This is a genomic window from Alkalihalobacillus deserti (genome assembly GCF_020734105.1).
Classification (GTDB): domain Bacteria; phylum Bacillota; class Bacilli; order Bacillales; family Bacillaceae_D; genus Halalkalibacter; species Halalkalibacter deserti.
Map to the genome: position 1 here is coordinate 322,049 of NZ_JAJAFR010000002.1, position 17,613 is coordinate 339,661.

General features: G+C 38.9%; 20 protein-coding genes. 19 read left to right on the top strand and 1 reads right to left on the bottom strand.

What is annotated here, in order from left to right; genetic code table 11:
• Positions 1-88 precede the first annotated feature (88 nt).
• The 6 genes from fapR (at position 89) to rnc (ending at position 4,686) form a co-directional block, all read left to right on the top strand.
• The gene (fapR, locus tag LDX58_RS05140; RefSeq protein ID WP_227935775.1) at positions 89-670 is read left to right on the top strand and encodes a transcription factor FapR; all 582 of its coding nucleotides are present in this window, start codon (positions 89-91) and stop codon (positions 668-670) included.
• Positions 667-1,662 carry a phosphate acyltransferase PlsX gene (plsX, locus tag LDX58_RS05145; RefSeq protein WP_227935776.1) on the top strand — a complete coding sequence of 332 codons (996 nt, stop codon included), beginning with the start codon at positions 667-669 and terminating at the stop codon, positions 1,660-1,662. Before fapR ends, plsX begins: the two co-directional genes overlap by 4 nt.
• Positions 1,663-1,674: 12 nt before the next feature.
• Positions 1,675-2,622 carry an ACP S-malonyltransferase gene (gene fabD / locus LDX58_RS05150; RefSeq protein ID WP_227935777.1) on the top strand — a complete coding sequence of 316 codons (948 nt, stop codon included), beginning with the start codon at positions 1,675-1,677 and terminating at the stop codon, positions 2,620-2,622.
• The gene (fabG, locus tag LDX58_RS05155; RefSeq protein ID WP_227935778.1) at positions 2,622-3,365 is read left to right on the top strand and encodes a 3-oxoacyl-ACP reductase FabG; all 744 of its coding nucleotides are present in this window, start codon (positions 2,622-2,624) and stop codon (positions 3,363-3,365) included. The genes fabD and fabG overlap by 1 nt, the downstream gene beginning before the upstream one ends.
• 124 nt (positions 3,366-3,489) lie before the next feature.
• A complete protein-coding gene (acpP, locus tag LDX58_RS05160; protein WP_227935779.1) occupies positions 3,490-3,723 on the top strand; it encodes an acyl carrier protein in 234 nt (77 codons plus the stop codon).
• Positions 3,724-3,888: 165 nt separating this feature from the next.
• Positions 3,889-4,686 (top strand): ribonuclease III, encoded by a 798-nt coding sequence (rnc, locus tag LDX58_RS05165; protein WP_289623460.1) that lies wholly within the window; start codon positions 3,889-3,891, stop codon positions 4,684-4,686.
• Between the two features lie 60 nt (positions 4,687-4,746).
• Here rnc and LDX58_RS05170 read toward each other — a convergent pair whose 3' ends face one another.
• Positions 4,747-4,968, bottom strand: a complete 222-nt coding sequence (locus LDX58_RS05170) for a DUF1128 domain-containing protein (protein WP_227935780.1) — start codon at positions 4,966-4,968, stop codon at positions 4,747-4,749.
• A gap of 130 nt (positions 4,969-5,098) precedes the next feature.
• On the opposite strand from LDX58_RS05170, the gene smc reads away from it, so the two are divergent.
• The 13 genes from smc (at position 5,099) to rnhB (ending at position 17,605) form a co-directional block, all read left to right on the top strand.
• A complete protein-coding gene (smc, locus tag LDX58_RS05175; protein WP_227935781.1) occupies positions 5,099-8,677 on the top strand; it encodes a chromosome segregation protein SMC in 3,579 nt (1,192 codons plus the stop codon).
• A gap of 141 nt (positions 8,678-8,818) precedes the next feature.
• Positions 8,819-9,811, top strand: coding sequence for a signal recognition particle-docking protein FtsY (gene ftsY / locus LDX58_RS05180; RefSeq protein ID WP_227935782.1), 993 nt, complete (start codon positions 8,819-8,821; stop codon positions 9,809-9,811).
• A gap of 96 nt (positions 9,812-9,907) precedes the next feature.
• Positions 9,908-10,237, top strand: a complete 330-nt coding sequence (locus LDX58_RS05185; RefSeq protein ID WP_227935783.1) for a putative DNA-binding protein — start codon at positions 9,908-9,910, stop codon at positions 10,235-10,237.
• A gap of 11 nt (positions 10,238-10,248) precedes the next feature.
• On the top strand, positions 10,249-11,607 hold the full coding sequence (ffh, locus tag LDX58_RS05190) for a signal recognition particle protein (RefSeq protein ID WP_227935784.1): 1,359 nt from the start codon (positions 10,249-10,251) through the stop codon (positions 11,605-11,607).
• An 87-nt stretch (positions 11,608-11,694) separates the two neighbouring features.
• Positions 11,695-11,967, top strand: coding sequence for a 30S ribosomal protein S16 (rpsP, locus tag LDX58_RS05195; RefSeq protein WP_227935785.1), 273 nt, complete (start codon positions 11,695-11,697; stop codon positions 11,965-11,967).
• Positions 11,968-12,139: 172 nt separating this feature from the next.
• Positions 12,140-12,364 (top strand): KH domain-containing protein, encoded by a 225-nt coding sequence (locus LDX58_RS05200; RefSeq protein WP_227935786.1) that lies wholly within the window; start codon positions 12,140-12,142, stop codon positions 12,362-12,364.
• A 235-nt stretch (positions 12,365-12,599) separates the two neighbouring features.
• Entirely contained in the window at positions 12,600-13,019 is a 420-nt protein-coding gene (locus LDX58_RS05205) for a YlqD family protein (protein WP_227935787.1), read from the top strand.
• Positions 13,003-13,524, top strand: a complete 522-nt coding sequence (gene rimM / locus LDX58_RS05210; RefSeq protein ID WP_227935788.1) for a ribosome maturation factor RimM — start codon at positions 13,003-13,005, stop codon at positions 13,522-13,524. Before LDX58_RS05205 ends, rimM begins: the two co-directional genes overlap by 17 nt.
• Positions 13,525-14,259: a tRNA (guanosine(37)-N1)-methyltransferase TrmD gene (trmD, locus tag LDX58_RS05215; protein WP_227935789.1), complete on the top strand. Its 735-nt coding sequence runs from the start codon at positions 13,525-13,527 to the stop codon at positions 14,257-14,259.
• A 486-nt stretch (positions 14,260-14,745) separates the two neighbouring features.
• A complete protein-coding gene (rplS, locus tag LDX58_RS05220; RefSeq protein WP_034629686.1) occupies positions 14,746-15,090 on the top strand; it encodes a 50S ribosomal protein L19 in 345 nt (114 codons plus the stop codon).
• 126 nt (positions 15,091-15,216) lie between these two features.
• On the top strand, positions 15,217-15,750 hold the full coding sequence (gene lepB / locus LDX58_RS05225) for a signal peptidase I (protein WP_227935790.1): 534 nt from the start codon (positions 15,217-15,219) through the stop codon (positions 15,748-15,750).
• Positions 15,751-15,764: 14 nt separating this feature from the next.
• Entirely contained in the window at positions 15,765-16,613 is an 849-nt protein-coding gene (gene ylqF / locus LDX58_RS05230) for a ribosome biogenesis GTPase YlqF (RefSeq protein ID WP_227935791.1), read from the top strand.
• A gap of 224 nt (positions 16,614-16,837) precedes the next feature.
• Positions 16,838-17,605: a ribonuclease HII gene (gene rnhB, locus LDX58_RS05235; protein WP_227935792.1), complete on the top strand. Its 768-nt coding sequence runs from the start codon at positions 16,838-16,840 to the stop codon at positions 17,603-17,605.
• Positions 17,606-17,613: the final 8 nt, after the last annotated feature.

The following is a 17,613-nucleotide window of genomic DNA, read 5'->3' on the forward strand; positions in this document are numbered from 1 at the left end:
TATTGAAATCGACGAGAAGCAATTATATACTACTCTTAGTACCTAGTCATATAATCTGATGAAGAGGATAAGCGGACGGTGGAATGTAATGAAGCGAAAAAAGAAAGAACGACAAGATCTCCTTAAACAAACACTGGAATTAAATCCTTTTATGACTGATGAGACTTTAGCTGATCAGTTCTCTGTGAGCATTCAAACGATCCGCCTTGATCGCTTAGAATTAGCGATACCAGAATTAAGAGAACGGATTAAAGGAGTAGCTCAGCAGCAACTCGATGATGTAAAAGCATTATCGCTAGAGGAAGTCATTGGAGAGATTGTAGATCTTCAATTGGATGAACGGGCTATATCGATTTTAGATGTTGGAAATGAACATGTTTTTACAAGAAGCGGAATAGCGAGAGGCCACCATTTATTTGCGCAGGCGAATTCTTTGGCAGTTGCCATTATAAATGATGAACTTGCTCTAACAGCAAGGGCTATGATTCGATTTACAAGACAAGTACAAGCTGGTGAACGTGTCATTGCCAAAGCGAATGTTGTCGATATTGAGAAAGAAAGAACAACGGTAGATGTAAAAAGTTATGTAGACCAGGAACTTGTTTTTTCAGGAGAATTTGTCATGTATCGAACGAATGAAAGAGAGAAAAAAAGGAGAGGGTCTGAATGAATATCTCAATAGATGCGATGGGAGGAGACTGCGCGCCCGTAGCTCATGTTGAAGCTGCTCAACAAGCAATTGAAGCTTTTCCTGAGCTGAATATTACTTTAGTAGGAAATGAAGAAGAAATTAAAAAGCATCTTAAGAATGATAAACAAATTAAGATTTTACATACAACTGACAAAATAGAGGATACGGACCAACCTACAACAGCGGTTCGTCGTAAAAAAGATTCCTCGATGGTTCTTACTATAAGAGAAGTGAAAGAAGGAAGAGCGGATGCCTGTATCTCTGCAGGGAATACGGGCGCACTAATGACAGCGGGGCTCTTATATGTTGGTCGAATAAAAGGAATTGATCGCCCTGCATTGGCTCCAATGCTTCCAACTCTTGATGGGAAAGGGTTCCTTCTTTTAGATGTTGGAGCAAATATGGATGCAAAACCAGAGCAGCTTCGACAATATGCAATTATTGGGAATACTTATATGGAAATGGTGAAGAATGTTCGCAAACCTCGCGTTGGTCTTTTGAATGTAGGATCGGAACGTGGAAAAGGAAATGAACTTACAAAAGCGGCTTTCTCCTTACTTCAGTCAAGTGATATAAACTTTATTGGGAACGTCGAAGCTCGTGATTTATTATCTGGAGTAGCAGATGTTGTCGTTTGTGACGGTTTTTCTGGAAATCTTGTCTTAAAAACGATTGAAGGAACAGCAGGAACTTTATTTTCTTTGTTGAAGAAAGAATTGACAAGTTCTTTGGTTAACAAGTTAGCAGCTGGTGTTTTAAAGTCGAATTTTAAAGATATTAAAAACCAGATGAGTTATTCTCAGTATGGTGGAGCAGGATTATTTGGCTTAAAAGCGCCAGTCATAAAAGCACATGGCTCTTCTGATTCAACTGCGATTTTCCATGCAATCCGTCAGACTCGTGACATGGTGGAACAGCAGGTTGTTACGATTATTAAAAATGAAGTAGCTAAAACGGAAGAAAAAGAATAGAGGAGGATTTATATGGGGAAAATTGCATTTCTGTTTCCAGGCCAAGGATCTCAGACGGTTGGAATGGGTCAGGATTTAGTGGAACAAGAACAAGCATGTAAAGCGATTTTTGATCGAGCAGATCAAACACTTAAGTATTCCTTGTCTTCAATAATGCTTCAAGGTCCTGAAGAAACGTTAAAACGTACAGAACATACACAACCAGCTTTAGTGACAATGAGTACAGCGGTCTTAGAGCTTCTTAAAGCAGAGGGAATTCAACCTGATTATGTTGCAGGTCATAGTTTAGGTGAATACAGCGCACTTGTTGCAGCAGAAGCGATGTCATTTGAGGACGCAGTATTTGCTGTTAGAAATCGAGGATTGTTTATGGAAGAAGCTGTTCCGTTTGGGGAAGGCGCAATGGCCGCTGTTCTTGGTCTAGAAAGAGCGACTCTTGAAGATGTATGTTCAAATGTTAGTCATTCTAATGAAATCGCTGAACTAGCTAATTTAAATTGTCCAGGTCAAATTGTGATTTCTGGCTCTGCTAAAGGTGTCGAGTTAGCAAGCGAAAAAGCAAAGGAGGCAGGGGCTAAAAGAGTAATTCCATTACAAGTTAGTGGACCTTTTCATTCTAGTTTAATGAAACCTGCTGCAGATAAGTTAGATAAGGTACTAGATCAATTAACGATCAAAGGTGCAACAATACCCGTTATTGCTAATGTCTCGGCAGAAGCAGTGCAAGACGCGTCAGTCATTCGTTCTAATCTATTAGAACAAGTTTATTCACCTGTTCTATGGGAGGATACGATTAGAGAGCTACTTGCGTTAGGAGTAGATACCTTTGTAGAAGTCGGCTCAGGTAATGTACTAACCGGACTTGTGCGCAAGGTAGAAAGACGGGTACAAGCAGTTGCTGTAAGCAACCGTGAAGGGGTTCTAAAAGTTAAAGAATTAGTAGAAGGAGTGACTGAATAATGTTGCAAGGAAAAGTAGCCATTGTCACAGGTGCATCACGTGGGATCGGAAGAGCAACTGCGATTGAGTTTGCACGTAATGGGGCTCATGTCGTAGTAAACTACGCAGGAAGCCAAGAAAGAGCTGAACAGGTTGTTGCTGAAATCAAGGCATTGGGTGTAGATGGTCTTGCTATCCAAGCAGATGTAGCCAATAGCGAACAAGTACAAGCAATGGTAAAAGAAACCATCGAAGCGTTTGGACGAGTTGATATTCTCGTTAATAATGCAGGGATTACGAGAGACAATTTGATTATGAGAATGAAAGAAGATGAGTGGGATGCGGTTATCGACACGAATTTAAAAGGCGTGTTTAATTGCGGGAAAGCCGTTACGCGTCAGATGATGAAACAACGTTACGGTCGTATTATTAATGTTGCCTCAGTTGTTGGAGTGTTAGGAAATGCAGGTCAAGCCAATTACGTTGCTGCAAAAGCAGGGGTAATTGGCTTGACAAAGTCAATGGCGAGGGAGCTTGCTAATCGAAACATTCATGTGAACGCAGTTGCACCAGGTTTTATTGAAACTGATATGACTGATGAACTTGGAGATGATATGAAGGCGCACCTGTTAGGACAAATTCCGTTAGCTTCGCTAGGAAAACCTGAGAACATTGCTCGCGTCATTCGTTTTTTAGCTAGTTCAGATGCTGATTACATGACTGGTCAAACACTTCATGTAGATGGTGGTATGGTGATGCCATAAAAATCATGCAAATAAAATGATTGCTTGACAGAAGGGGTTATTCATCGGTAAACTTTTCCTAGCCTTCGTCCAATTATTTACTAAGAATGAGCTTAAAGTTTATTCTTGAGAGGGGGTGAATGACATGGCAGATACAATTTCACGTGTTACAAAAATCGTCGTTGATCGTCTTGGTGTTGAAGAGGCTGAAGTGAAACCAGAAGCTTCTTTTAAAGATGATTTAGGCGCAGATTCATTAGATGTGGTTGAACTTGTAATGGAACTTGAAGATGAGTTTGATCTTGAGATTTCTGATGAAGAAGCAGAAAAAATTTCAACTGTAGCTGATGTAGTTGATTACATAAACAGCCGTCAGTAAGGTACGAAAAGTCCCATGTGGTTACTCCATGTGGGGCTTGCTTTTAAAACTTAATGGGAACACACTACACATTGTACTTAAGGGTTTGTTGGCAAGGTTTGTATTAAAACTACTTTTTCATCACCTTAACACAGTGGTTGCTAATTTATGATGTTGGAGGATACTATGCCACAATCTTCGAAATACCAACGTAAATCGAGACCCCATCAAGGAAATGATCGAAGACGGGGAAACAGAAAAATGATCCTTACAGAAGAACAAAAAAGAAGATTTGACGAGTTGATGGAACAAACGAAGTTGACTTTTGAAAATAGAAAGCTCTTAATCCAAGCTTTCACCCATTCATCATATGTGAATGAGCACCGAATTTATTCGTTTCAAGATAATGAGCGATTAGAATTTTTAGGTGATGCTGTCCTTGAGTTAGCTGTATCTCAATTCTTATTCAAAAAATTTAAGGCAATGAGTGAAGGGGATATGACAAAACTTCGTGCATCGATTGTTTGTGAGCCTTCATTAGCTCTATTTGCTGAGGAATTGAGTTTTGGAAACATTGTTTTACTTGGAAAAGGGGAAGAGATGACGGGCGGCCGTGCTAGACCTGCTTTGCTAGCGGACGTATTTGAGGCATTTATCGGAGCTCTATACCTCGATCAAGGACTTGATGCGGTGTTTCAATTTCTAACTGATACGATCTATCCTAAAATTAACGAAGGTGCTTTTTCTCATATGATGGATTTCAAAAGTCAGCTTCAAGAGTTTATTCAACGTGATAACCTTGGACAAATACAATATATCATTGTGCAAGAACGAGGGCCTGCTCATAACCGTGAGTTCGTTTCTGAAGTCCAACTTAATGAGTCTGCACTTGGTATTGGTACTGGAAGATCTAAAAAAGAAGCCGAACAACATGCTGCACAACAAGCCTTAATGAAATTAAGTGATCAAGATAAATTAAAATAAAGAAATGTCCTCTCCGAAGATTAGAGAGGACATTTTTTTATATAGTCACTTTAAATGCGACTATTTACGTAGTTTACCTAATTCAGTTACAATTGCGTCTAATTCACTTACTGAAAACGATGACTTACGTTCAATCATTTGATAGATATCACGCAAATCTTCATATTGATCGGTATCGAAGCTTTTGGCATTAAGAGCAGCTGCATTAACGATTTGTAACTTAGATTTGATTGCTTCAAGCATGTATTCAATATTGTCGCGAGTATTGGCTTCAAGATTCATGAGTTTCACTCCTAAATATCTAGATACATTCATCGTATCATAGTGTGGTCCATTTGTCCTCACTACCTGTAATTAAGAAAGGTCTTATGGTAAAATAATTTAGTTGGTAATAATGATAGGGGGAAGGAATATGTTCCTCAAGCGACTTGAAGTCGTGGGGTTCAAATCATTTGCTGAACAAATTAATATTGATTTTGTTCCTGGTGTTACAGCAGTTGTTGGGCCAAACGGAAGTGGAAAAAGTAATATTTCAGATAGTATTCGCTGGGTATTAGGAGAACAGTCAGCCAAATCATTGCGAGGTGCAAAGATGGAAGATATTATCTTTGCCGGTAGTGATAGTAGAAAAGCGTTAAATTACGCGGAAGTTAGTTTGATCTTGGATAATGAGGATCAGCATCTCGCCATTGACTATAGTGAGGTTAGCGTAACGCGAAGGGTATATCGTTCAGGAGAGAGCGAGTATATGATTAATAAACAAACCTGTCGCTTAAAGGACATTGTCGATTTATTTTTGGATTCCGGCCTAGGAAGAGAAGCATATTCGATTATTGGACAAGGGAAAGTAGAAGAGATCCTAAGCAATAAAGCTGAGGATCGTCGAGTCATTTTTGAAGAAGCAGCAGGGGTCTTAAAATACAAAAACAGAAAAGTCCAAGCAGAAAAGCGGCTTTCAGAAACCCAAGATAATATAAATCGGGTTGAAGATATTTTACATGAATTGGAAGGGCAAGTCGAACCTCTTGAAATTCAAGCTTCAATAGCAAAAGACTATCTACATAAGCGTGAAGAATTGAAAGAAGTCGACATTGCTTTACTTGTTTATGAAATTGACGAGCTCCATGGAACATGGACAACGCAAAAAGAAAAACTTCAATCGCTAATGGGGTCTTATCAAGATAGGCAAAAAGCTCTTGAAGAAATGGAAGCCGATAGAGTGTCATTACGAGATAAAACAAATCAACTATCTAATCAGTTCACAAAATTACAGGAAGAATTACTACACGCGAGTGAGGACTTAGAGAAAAGAGAAGGCAAACGGGAAGTTTTAAAAGAACGTAAAAAAAATGCGACACAAAATAAAGATCAGCTAGAACGTTCGATACGTGATAAGACGACTCAACTAGAAAAAATTCAACAAGAATGGCAAGTGGGACATGCTGATTTTAATTTAGCGAAGGAAAGACTAAAAGAACTTAAAGAAGCTGTTTCTAATAAACAGCAAATCGTTGAGAGAACAGAAACGGATGTAGAGGAAGAAATTGACCAGCTAAAAGCTGATTATATTGAAGGGCTAAATGAACAAGCAAGTATAAGGAATGAAAGGCGTTATCTTGAAGAGCAATTGCGACAACAACAAAGGAAGCAAGGGCGCCTGCTAACAGAAAATAAAGATTTACTAGGGAACCGCCAGGAGCTATCAAAAGAATTAGAAGAGGCTCAAGAAGAAGTGGTGAAACACGAAACGACACTCGCAGAACTGGGAGAGAAGTTCCGGACGCATACTAGACAGTTTGAGCAGTTTAAAGAACGTTATCATAAAAAAGAATCAAAGCTATATGAAACGTATCAACTAACGCAACGCTTGCAGTCAAGAGCAGATGTTTTAGAAGAAATGCAGGCCGACTTTTCGGGCTTCTTTCATGGTGTAAAAGAGATTTTAAAAGCACGGGAAGGGAACCTGACGGGAGTTCAAGGTGCTGTTGCTGAATTAATTCAAGTTCCTAAAGATTATGAAACGGCACTTGAAATCGCCTTAGGTGGTGCTTCTCAGCATATTGTGATGGAAACTGAATCGGACGCCAGAAAAGCGATTCAATTTTTAAAGCAAAATCGAATTGGACGAGCAACATTCCTGCCATTACCTGTGATGAAGCCAAAAGTCATTCCTGATTTTCAGCTTGAACAGCTAAAAAATCATTCAGCGTTTGTTGGAATTGGAGCATCTCTGCTTTCTTTTGAAAAAAAGTATGAAAATGTGATCTCCAATTTACTGGGGAATGTGGTTGTGGCCAATACACTTCAAGGAGCAAATGAACTAGCTAAAATATCAGGACATCGTTATCGCATTGTGACGCTTGAGGGAGACGTTGTGAATCCTGGAGGATCGATGACAGGAGGATCTGTTAAGCAAAAACAAACCCCGTTACTTGGGCGTAAACGTGAACTTGATGATTTAAAGGAAAAGCTTGCAAAACTTTTAATTGTAACTAAACAACTTGAAGAAGAGGTCAAGCAATCAAAACAGCAGCAAGCTGAAAAAGAGCAACTCCTAGAAGAGCTTAGATTAAAAGGCGAGCAGATTCGTTTAATGGTCCAAGAGGCAAAAGAGAAGGTGCGTGATCTTGAACGAGAGGTAGAAAGATCTCAGGATCAATTCTCAAGGTTTGATCGGGATAAGCAAGGATTTGCCAATGAAATTAAGCGAATCCAAGAACGGTTGGTTCAGTTAGAAGAAAGATATAGTATTGCTACTAAAGTAATCAATGATCTTGATCATCGAGTAAAGCTTCTTGAAGAACAGCGGATGGAACAACGTAAATCACGTGACCATCTTCAAGAAGAGTTAATGAGTGATAAAATAGATCTAGCCGCTGCTAAAGAACGTTTCCTAGCAGTTGAAGGACAAGCCAAAAGATTGTCACTAACGAAACAGCAAATCGAAGAAGAATTGAGTGAACTAAAAGATCATTTTGGCTTGCTCATTGGGGAAATGTCTGACCGCTCAAATGGAGAAAGTAGTTTAGATGAACGAATTAAGTTGGCAAGACAAAAGAAGGATGAGCTAGCTGAGCAAATCGCGAACATGAAGAAGGAACGAGAAAATGTCGATCATTCTTATGCAGAACTTGAACGAAAGTTAAAAGAGCAACAAGCAGATCACCAGTATTTAGCTGAAGAGTGCCGTAAAATTGAGGTGAAGGTAAATCGAATGGATGTCGATTTAGATAACCGTCTTACTCATTTGCGGGAGGAATATGAACTTTCTTTTCAAGCAGCAAAAGAAAATCATAAGTTAGCAATGAATCCTGAAGAGGCAAGAACAAAGGTGAAATTAATTAAATTAGCGATTGAGGAATTAGGGACAGTGAATATTGGCGCAATAGAAGAATTTGAACGAGTAAAAGAAAGATTTGATTTTCTTCATGAACAGCAAACAGATCTTCAAGCAGCCCAATTAACACTACACGCTGTTATCTCCGAAATGGATGAGGAAATGACAAAGCGTTTTTATGAATCTTATATGCAAATAAGATCCCATTTTCAAACAGTATTTAGTGACTTGTTTGGTGGTGGTCAGGCAGACCTTGTCTTAACAGATCCCGAAAACCTCCTGTTAACAGGTGTCGAAATTATTGCTAGGCCTCCAGGGAAGAAAATGCAAAACCTTGCTTTACTTTCTGGTGGAGAACGCTCACTGACCGCAATTGCTTTACTTTTTGCTATTTTAAAAGTAAGGCCCGTTCCGTTTTGTATCCTTGATGAAGTAGAAGCGGCCCTTGATGAAGCCAATGTTAGTCGCTTTGCTCATTTTTTAAAGGATTTCAGTGAGGCCACTCAATTTATTGTTATTACGCACCGAAAAGGAACAATGGAAGAAGCGGATGTTCTCTATGGTATCACGATGCAAGAATCAGGGGTTTCTAGGCTCGTGTCTGTCAAATTAGAAGAAACAAAAGAATTATTAGACATTGTGCAAAAAGGTTGATTTGCACAATGTCAAAGAAATGACGTAGCCGTTTTTGGCCTTCAGATGTCTTACATTTTAAGTATCCTCTTAGTGTTTTCTAGGAACAGGCATGCCACCTGCGAAATCATTACGATAATTTTTAGAAAGTTAGGTGATTATATGAGTTTTTTTAAGAAACTAAAAGAAAAAATTACAAGCCAAACAACAGAAGTATCAGATAAGTTTAAAGAAGGATTGGAAAAAACACGTGATTCATTTGTCGGGAAGATGAATGAACTTGTTTATAAGTATCGTAAAGTCGATGAGGATTTCTTTGAAGAACTAGAAGAGTTGTTAATTAGTTCCGATGTTGGTGTTACAACTGTTATGGAACTAATTGATCAATTAAAAGATGAAGTTCGCTTAAGAAATATAAAAGACACCGAAGAAATCCAACCCGTTATTTCAGAGAAATTGTCCGAGTTACTAGAAAAAGAAGGAGATGATGCAGCTCTTGCTATTCAAGAAAATGGTATGACGGTTATTCTCGTTGTTGGTGTAAATGGAGTAGGGAAAACAACTTCGGTAGGAAAGCTTGCCCATCACTTAAAAGAACAAGGGAAATCAGTCATGATGGCTGCTGGTGACACGTTTCGGGCGGGTGCGATTGAGCAGTTGGAAGTTTGGGGGGAGCGCGTTGGCGTTGAAGTCATTAAACAACAAGCGGGTTCAGACCCGGCTGCAGTTATGTATGATGCTCTCCAAGCAGCTAAATCACGAAATATTGATGTGTTGTTATGTGATACAGCGGGTCGACTTCAAAACAAGGTCAATTTAATGAATGAGCTTGAGAAGGTTAAGCGAATAATTGAACGTGAAGTTCCAGGTGCCCCGCATGAGGTTCTGTTGGTTCTTGATGCAACAACAGGCCAAAATGCGATGTCACAAGCAAAAACTTTTGGACAAACAACAGATGTAACAGGAATTGTGTTAACGAAGCTTGATGGGACTGCTAAAGGTGGTATCGTCCTTGCTATTCGCCATGAACTTGATATACCGGTTAAATTTGTAGGTCTTGGAGAGAAAGTGGATGACCTACAAGTGTTTAATTCAGAACAATTTGTGTACGGGCTATTCCGTGAACTTGTTGAGGCAGAAACGGAAGAACAATAATTAAAAACGATGTTAAGAAAAAAACTTGACACTTATCTGTTGATGTTGTAACATGATATCTCGTAAAGGGAAATCACTTAACAAGGAGTTGGTTGTGTGTTAGATAAGACACTTAGGATGAATTATTTGTTCGATTTCTATCAATCCTTGCTAACACAGAAGCAGCATAAGTATATGTCATTATACTATCTTGATGATTTCTCGTTAGGTGAAATTGCTGAAGAATTTGAAATTAGTCGCCAAGCAGTCTATGATAACATCAAGCGTACAGAAGCGATGCTAGAAGACTACGAAGACAAGTTAAAGCTTTTCTCTAAATTCGAGAAACGCACAGAACTTGTTGCTCAAATGAAATTAGCAATGGAAATTAACGCGACTCCTGAGGAGATCATGTCACTGATTGACTCTCTTGAGAAATTGGACTAGGAGGCGACAACATGGCTTTTGAAGGTTTGGCGGAACGACTACAAGGTACATTAACAAAAATTCGCGGTAAAGGAAAAGTGAGCGAACAAGACGTCAAAGATATGATGCGCGAAGTTCGACTTGCATTGCTTGAAGCGGATGTTAACTTTAAAGTTGTCAAACAATTTATTGCAAGTGTGAAAGAAAAAGCACTTGGGCAAGAAGTGATGAAAAGCTTAACGCCTGGACAACAAGTGATTAAAGTAGTTAATGAAGAATTAACGGCTTTAATGGGTGGGGAGCAAAGTAAAATTGCTGTTGCGCCAAAAGCACCTACGGTTGTTATGATGGTAGGGTTGCAGGGGGCAGGTAAAACAACTACAACGGCAAAGCTTGCCAACCACTTAAGAAAGAAACATAATCGTCAGCCCCTTTTAGTAGCTGCTGATATTTATCGTCCTGCGGCGATCAAACAGTTAGAAACACTTGGTAAGCAACTAAGCATGCCTGTATTCTCACTTGGCGATCAAGTTAGTCCGGTAGAAATTGCTAAACAAGCAATTGCAAAGGCGAAAGAAGATCATCATGATTATGTTTTAATTGATACAGCAGGTCGTTTGCATATTGATGAAACCTTAATGGGGGAATTACAAGAAGTAAAGGAAATCGCTAAACCTGATGAGATTTTACTTGTTGTTGATGCAATGACTGGTCAAGATGCTGTTAATGTTGCCGAAAGTTTTAATGAACAACTCGATATAACAGGTGTAGTTCTAACGAAGCTCGATGGTGATACACGTGGTGGTGCAGCTATATCAGTAAAGGCTGTCACAAATACACCGATTAAATTTGCGGGTATGGGAGAAAAAATCGACCAACTCGAACCATTTCACCCAGACCGAATGGCATCTAGAATACTTGGTATGGGAGATGTGCTTTCGTTAATTGAAAAAGCTCAATCTAATGTAGATGAAGATAAAGCTCGTGAACTTGAGAAAAAAATGCGAACGATGGATTTTACGTTTGATGATTTCTTAGAACAGCTCGATCAAGTCCGTAGTATGGGACCGTTAGACGAATTGCTTGGAATGATGCCAGGAATGAACAAAGCAAAAGGCTTGAAAGACTTGAAAGTCGATGATAAGCAAATTGGTAAAGTTGAAGCAATTGTTCGTTCAATGACGAAGAAGGAAAAGCAAGATCCTAGTCTGATGAATGCAAGCAGACGTCGTCGAATTGCTAAGGGAAGTGGAACAACGATTCAAGATGTGAACCGACTCTTAAAGCAATTTGAGGATATGAAAAAGATGATGAAACAAATGACTGGTATGACCTCAGGTAAAGGTAAGAAAAGAGGCAAAGGTCTTGGAGGCTTTAAGCTTCCATTTTAATTGAGAAGTCGCTTTTTCTAGTTGATAATTAGAAAAATTGATGATATTATAAACTATTGTGTAAATATTTTTGGAGGTGTCCCACGAATGGCAGTAAAAATTCGTTTAAAGCGTATGGGTTCTAATAAAGCCCCATTTTATCGTGTAGTAGTAGCAGATTCACGCGCACCGCGTGATGGTCGTTTCATCGAAGAGATCGGAACGTACAACCCATTAACTCAACCAGCTAAGGTTGATATTGCTGAAGAAAAAGCTCTTGACTGGATGTTAAAAGGTGCTAAGCCTTCTGATACAGTTCGTAACCTTTTCTCTAAACAAGGCTTAATGGAAAAGCTTCACAACGCAAAGAACCAAAAGTAAGAGATTTATTTCAAAAAAGCCGGTTTTGCTTTTTTGAAATAAATCGAAGCGATGAGCGGAGCCGCTGCAATGTTTTAAGTTTAATCGGAGTGGTTTTCTTCGATTAAACGTGCAGCGTGTGGAGCCATCGCCCTCTCTTTTTATTAAGTCGATTTTAAAAGGAGAATTGCAAATGAAAGCGTTAGTTGAACACATTGTTAAGGCTCTTGTTGACCACATAGACTACGTTCAAGTTGAAGAAGTAGAAGAGGGAAAAACCCTTAACCTACGATTAACTGTCCATCCTGATGATATGGGTAAGGTCATAGGGAAACAAGGTCGAACCGCAAAAGCAATTCGTTCGGTTTTATATGCCGCATCGCCATCGCAGCGAGTTCGATTAGACATCGTGGATTAGTAACGCCAGAAAAGGGTGAGGGATAACCTCTCCCTTTTTGTATTTTCTAGGTTGTTCAAAAGAGTTGTTTCCCTTCTTTTGAACAACCTAGAAGCAATGAGAGAAGCTGCTGCATTTTAAAAAATCAAATGATTTTTCTTGAAAGGACGACTAGTGGGGCCGTTGCATCCTCTTTAAATGTATGTCTAAGACGTTTTATCTTTGAACAACCTAGTAATAATGGATGAGGTGAATGATGAGGCTAATACGACCTGTTATCGTAAAACACATTGTAACCGAAAAGAAGAAATCTCAAATCATTCAGGACTTTAAAGAAGACTGGATTCAAACTAAACGTGAGATTGAACAATTAACCTTTCAATTACATAAAGCACTGCGTAATGCTAATGAATGTGACCAAGAAAAGGTACATGTTAGATATAATAAAGACATTCAATCTCGTGAGGAAAAATTAAAAAACATCTCGTTTCAAATAGATCAAATGCAAAAACTTGAAATGGGAATCGAAATTCAAGAAGGAAAAGTCGATAGCATCATTGATGTAGACATTGGTGACTCTTGGCCTAACATTAACCAAGCAGCGGAAATTATTATAAAAGATGGAATCATAATAGAAATACGAGAAAGTAGGAATAATGATGACAGAATGGTTTAAAGTTGGAAAAATTGTTAATACACACGGGGTAAGAGGAGAAATTCGAGTTATATCTTCAACAGATTTTGCAGAAGAGCGCTATGCAATTGGCACCGAATTAATGATTAAACATGAAGGAGCAAAAGAAGAGGTTCTTGTGGGTGTTCGTCATCACCGTCGACATAAAAACTTTGACTTACTTCAATTTGAAAATTACCATTCGATAAATGAAGTGGAGCGCTTTAAAGGAGCAACTCTCTATGTTTCAGAGATACAACTAGAAGAATTAGAAGAAGGCGAATTTTACTATCATGAAATTATTGGTTGTAAAGTGATAACGGAATCCGACGAGGAATTAGGGAAAATTAAAGAAATCATAGAGACAGGTGCAAATGATGTTTGGGTCATTCAACGTTCGGGAGCAGGAAAAGATATTTTAATTCCTTATATTGAGGATGTTGTAAAGGAAATTAATATAGAAGAAAAAATGATACGTATCCATGTTATGGAAGGGTTGATTGACTGAATGAGAATTGATGTCTTGTCACTTTTTCCTGAAATGTTCACTGGTGTTTTTGGTTCTTCCATTTTAAAGCACGCTAAGGAAGCAGGACATGTCACATTTGAAGTTACCGATTTTCGCCAGTACGCAGACAATAAGCATAAAAAAGTGGATGACTATCCATACGGTGGTGGGGCTGGGATGGTGTTGCGGGCCCAGCCGATTTTCGATGCTGTTGAAGATTTGCAGCAAAAGAGTAGTAATAAACCACGCATTGTTATGCTTTGTCCCCAAGGGGAAAGGTACACGCAAAAAAAAGCAGAAGAATTTGCGATGGAGGAGCATCTGATTTTACTTTGCGGTCATTACGAAGGCTATGACGAACGTGTGAGGCAATATCTAGTAACCGATGAAGTGTCTCTTGGTGATTATGTATTAACGGGAGGAGAACTCGGTGCGATGGTTATTGCAGATAGTGTGACTCGGTTACTACCTGGAGTACTAGGAAATGAAGAATCTGCAGTTACTGATTCTTATTCAAATGGTTTATTAGAGCACCCTCACTATACAAGACCTGTTGAGTTTCGTGGTATGAGCGTACCAAATATACTATTATCGGGTCATCATGCAAATATAGATGAGTGGAGACAGCGAGAATCTCTTAAGCGTACATGGGAACGACGCCCTGATTTACTTAAAGAAAAAAAATTAAGTGAAAAAGAACAACTATGGATTGCGGACTTTAGAAAAGAAGAGTAGTGATGGTTTAGTCTGATAGTGATCGACGAAATACGTTCATGTGCTTAACTTGTGCAAAAGTAGATAGATTTGGTGCAATAATTTTTTAACCCGTGCAATTAATCAGTTTTTCGTGCAATGATCATGGAGTTTTGTGCAATTATTAGATTTGAGATGAGCGGGTATGTTGAGTTTGCATCGGAGTTTCTATAAAAAGGTGAAGTGCGACTCAATTATAGAGAGCGTGATAGATGGAGTCTGCAATGGCTCCGCACGATGCGCGGCTGTTCTGAAAAGAGCGCTCAGAACAGCCTTAAAAGAAGGCATCGGCTGCGCTCATTGCATCGGAGTTTCTACAAAAAGGTAAAGTGCGACCTTTTTGTAGAAACTCCTTGTTATCACTGCTAGAATATGCTATTATAGATTTTGTGGCTTATGGCCTGTTATTACGATGTTCCGCTGTAGTTTAAGCTGACATGAGCATCTGTATGGAAGGAGTGGAATTATATGAACAACATTATCCGTGAAATTACTAGTGAGCAACTACGTAGTGATCTTCCAGCGTTTCGTCCTGGTGACACTTTAGTTATCCACGTTAAAGTTGTTGAGGGAACTCGTGAGCGTATTCAGTTATTCGAAGGCGTTGTTATCAAGCGTCGTGGTACTGGTATTAGCGAGACTTTCACAGCGCGTAAGATTTCGTACGGTGTAGGAGTTGAGCGTACATTCCCATTACATTCACCTAAGATCGCTAAGATCGAAGTGAAGCGTCGCGGTAAAGTACGTCGTGCTAAACTTTACTACCTACGTAGCCTACGTGGTAAAAAAGCTCGTATTAAAGAAATTCGATAAAGAGCAAAGAAAAGAGCTTAGGAGACTAAGCTCTTTTTTCTTCAGGTTAGATAGAAAATGATGAGCTTTTATAGAGAGTATGATAAACTAATCCTTGTGATTATTACATAGATGGAGGGCGCTAGCATGAGTAAGGGGAAGAAAGAGTCGTGGGAGTGGCTGAAAGCGGTCGTTATAGCACTTGTCCTTGCATTTGTTATCCGTCATTTTTTGTTTGCTCCAGTAATTGTTGATGGAGAGTCAATGATGCCAACACTTGAACATAATGATAGGATGATTGTCAACAAAATTAGCTATACATTCGGTGAACCGGATCGGTTTGATATTATTGTTTTTCACGCGCCGGCTGGCAAAGATTATATTAAACGTATTATAGGCTTACCTGGTGATGAAATTGAGTATCGTGATGATGTTCTATATGTAAACGGGGAAGCTCTACCTGAGCCTTATTTAGATGAGTTAAAGCAGGCCTATAATGGAGACCTGTTAACGAGAGATTTTCAAGAAGTAACAGTCCCTGAAGGTGAATTATTCGTAATGGGTGATAACCGTGGGAGAAGCAAAGATAGTCGAGATATTGGTACGATTGATATTGATGAAGTAATTGGGAAAGCTAATGTCGTATTCTGGCCTGTCTCAAATATTCGTATTGCAAAATAGGAAGGTGGAAGGTTTTGACAATTCAATGGTTTCCTGGCCATATGGCGAAGGCGCGACGAGAAGTCACAGAAAAGCTCAAGTTTATTGATGTTGTAATTGAACTTCTTGATGCGCGAATCCCGCTAGCCTCACGTAATCCAATGATAGATGAATTAGTCTCGCATAAGCCTAGATTAATTCTACTTAATAAAGCTGATTTAGCTGATCCAACTGTAACAGCTAGTTGGAAATCATATTTTGAAGCTAAGGGGGCAACTGTGCTCTCTATTAATGCCCAAAACGGCAAAGGAACAGAAAAAATTCCAAATGCTTGTAAGCAATTAGCAAAACCAATAATTGAAAAAATGGTTTCTAGAGGAATGAAGCCAAGAGCCATTCGTGCAATGATTTTAGGAATTCCTAATGTTGGTAAGTCAACATTGATTAATCGGTTAGCATCAAAACGTACAGCTCAGGTTGGAGATCGTCCAGGTGTAACAAAAAGACAACAATGGATTAAAGTAGGAACTGAATTAGAACTCCTTGATACTCCTGGAATCTTGTGGCCGAAGTTTGAGGATCAAATTATTGGGTATCGATTAGCTGCTACTGGTGCCATTAAAGATGAACTTCTTGATTTTCAAGATATTGCATTATTTTTATTGAATTATTTGAAAGACTTCTACCCAAGTCTGATTCAAGAACGATATAAGTTAGAAAGTGTTCCTGAAGATGGACTTGCCCTTTTTGATGAAATTGGTAAGAAGCGTGGTTGTCTTCTTGGTGGCGGCTATGTGGATTATGATAAAGCTGCAGAAATTATTTTACGAGAGATGCGATCAGGTATGCTTGGACGAATATCATTAGAACGCCCAAATGAATAAGCCGGTGAAAGAGCCCGTGGGCTTTTCAGCGGTTTTTTTCTTTGTTAATGGTATAAACGACCTTTTAACACGTGGTCGGTTCAATGACAATCAAGAGTAAAAAGACTTACCCAGTCATATTTACTACTTGTAGCATTAAATGGCGCTTGCCATAGCATCTCATTTTTAAAAATTACTGCTTATACAAGCAGAAAAATAGCCGATATACTTAAGGAGATGATTTTATGAGCCTCTCGATCAAAGAATTAGAAGAAAAAATTTTACATACGAAAGAATTAGATGAAACTTTATTTGTTTCGTTGCAAAGTGATAAAAGAATAGGCGTTCAAAAACTGTTGAAGCGTTATGAAGCTATTCAGTTAAAAATCAATACATTAAAAGAGATGCATGAAGAAATGACACAATATGAAATAGACATAAGACATCAAGGGTATACATGTATAGCTGGAATTGATGAAGTTGGAAGAGGTCCACTTGCAGGTCCTGTCGTCGCTGCGGCCGTTATTTTACCTGAAAACTTTAAATTATTGGGTTTAACGGATTCAAAGAAGCTTTCAAAAGAAAAAAGAGAAGTTTTCGCTGAGGTTATTAAGGAGCAAGCGGTTGCCTTTTCAATTCAAATGGTCCATGCTGTGGAGATTGATGAAATAAACATTTATGAATCTACTAAACTAGCAATGAAAAGGGCCGTTCAAGAACTTGACGTTGCAGCTGACCATTTACTGATTGATGCAATGAGTCTAGACTTACCATTACCACAAACCTCGCTTATTAAAGGTGACCAAAAAAGTCTGACGATTGCTGCTAGTTCAGTATTGGCTAAAGTGGCTAGAGATCAATATATGGCAGATAGGGATCAAGAGTTCCCTGGTTATGGTTTTAAGCAACACGTCGGATATGGTACTAAAGAGCATTTGGAGGCCGTCGCTAAATTAGGTATTACGAAAGAACATCGTAAAAGTTTCCGTCCAATTAAAGATTTGAATAAGTAGGGGGGAGT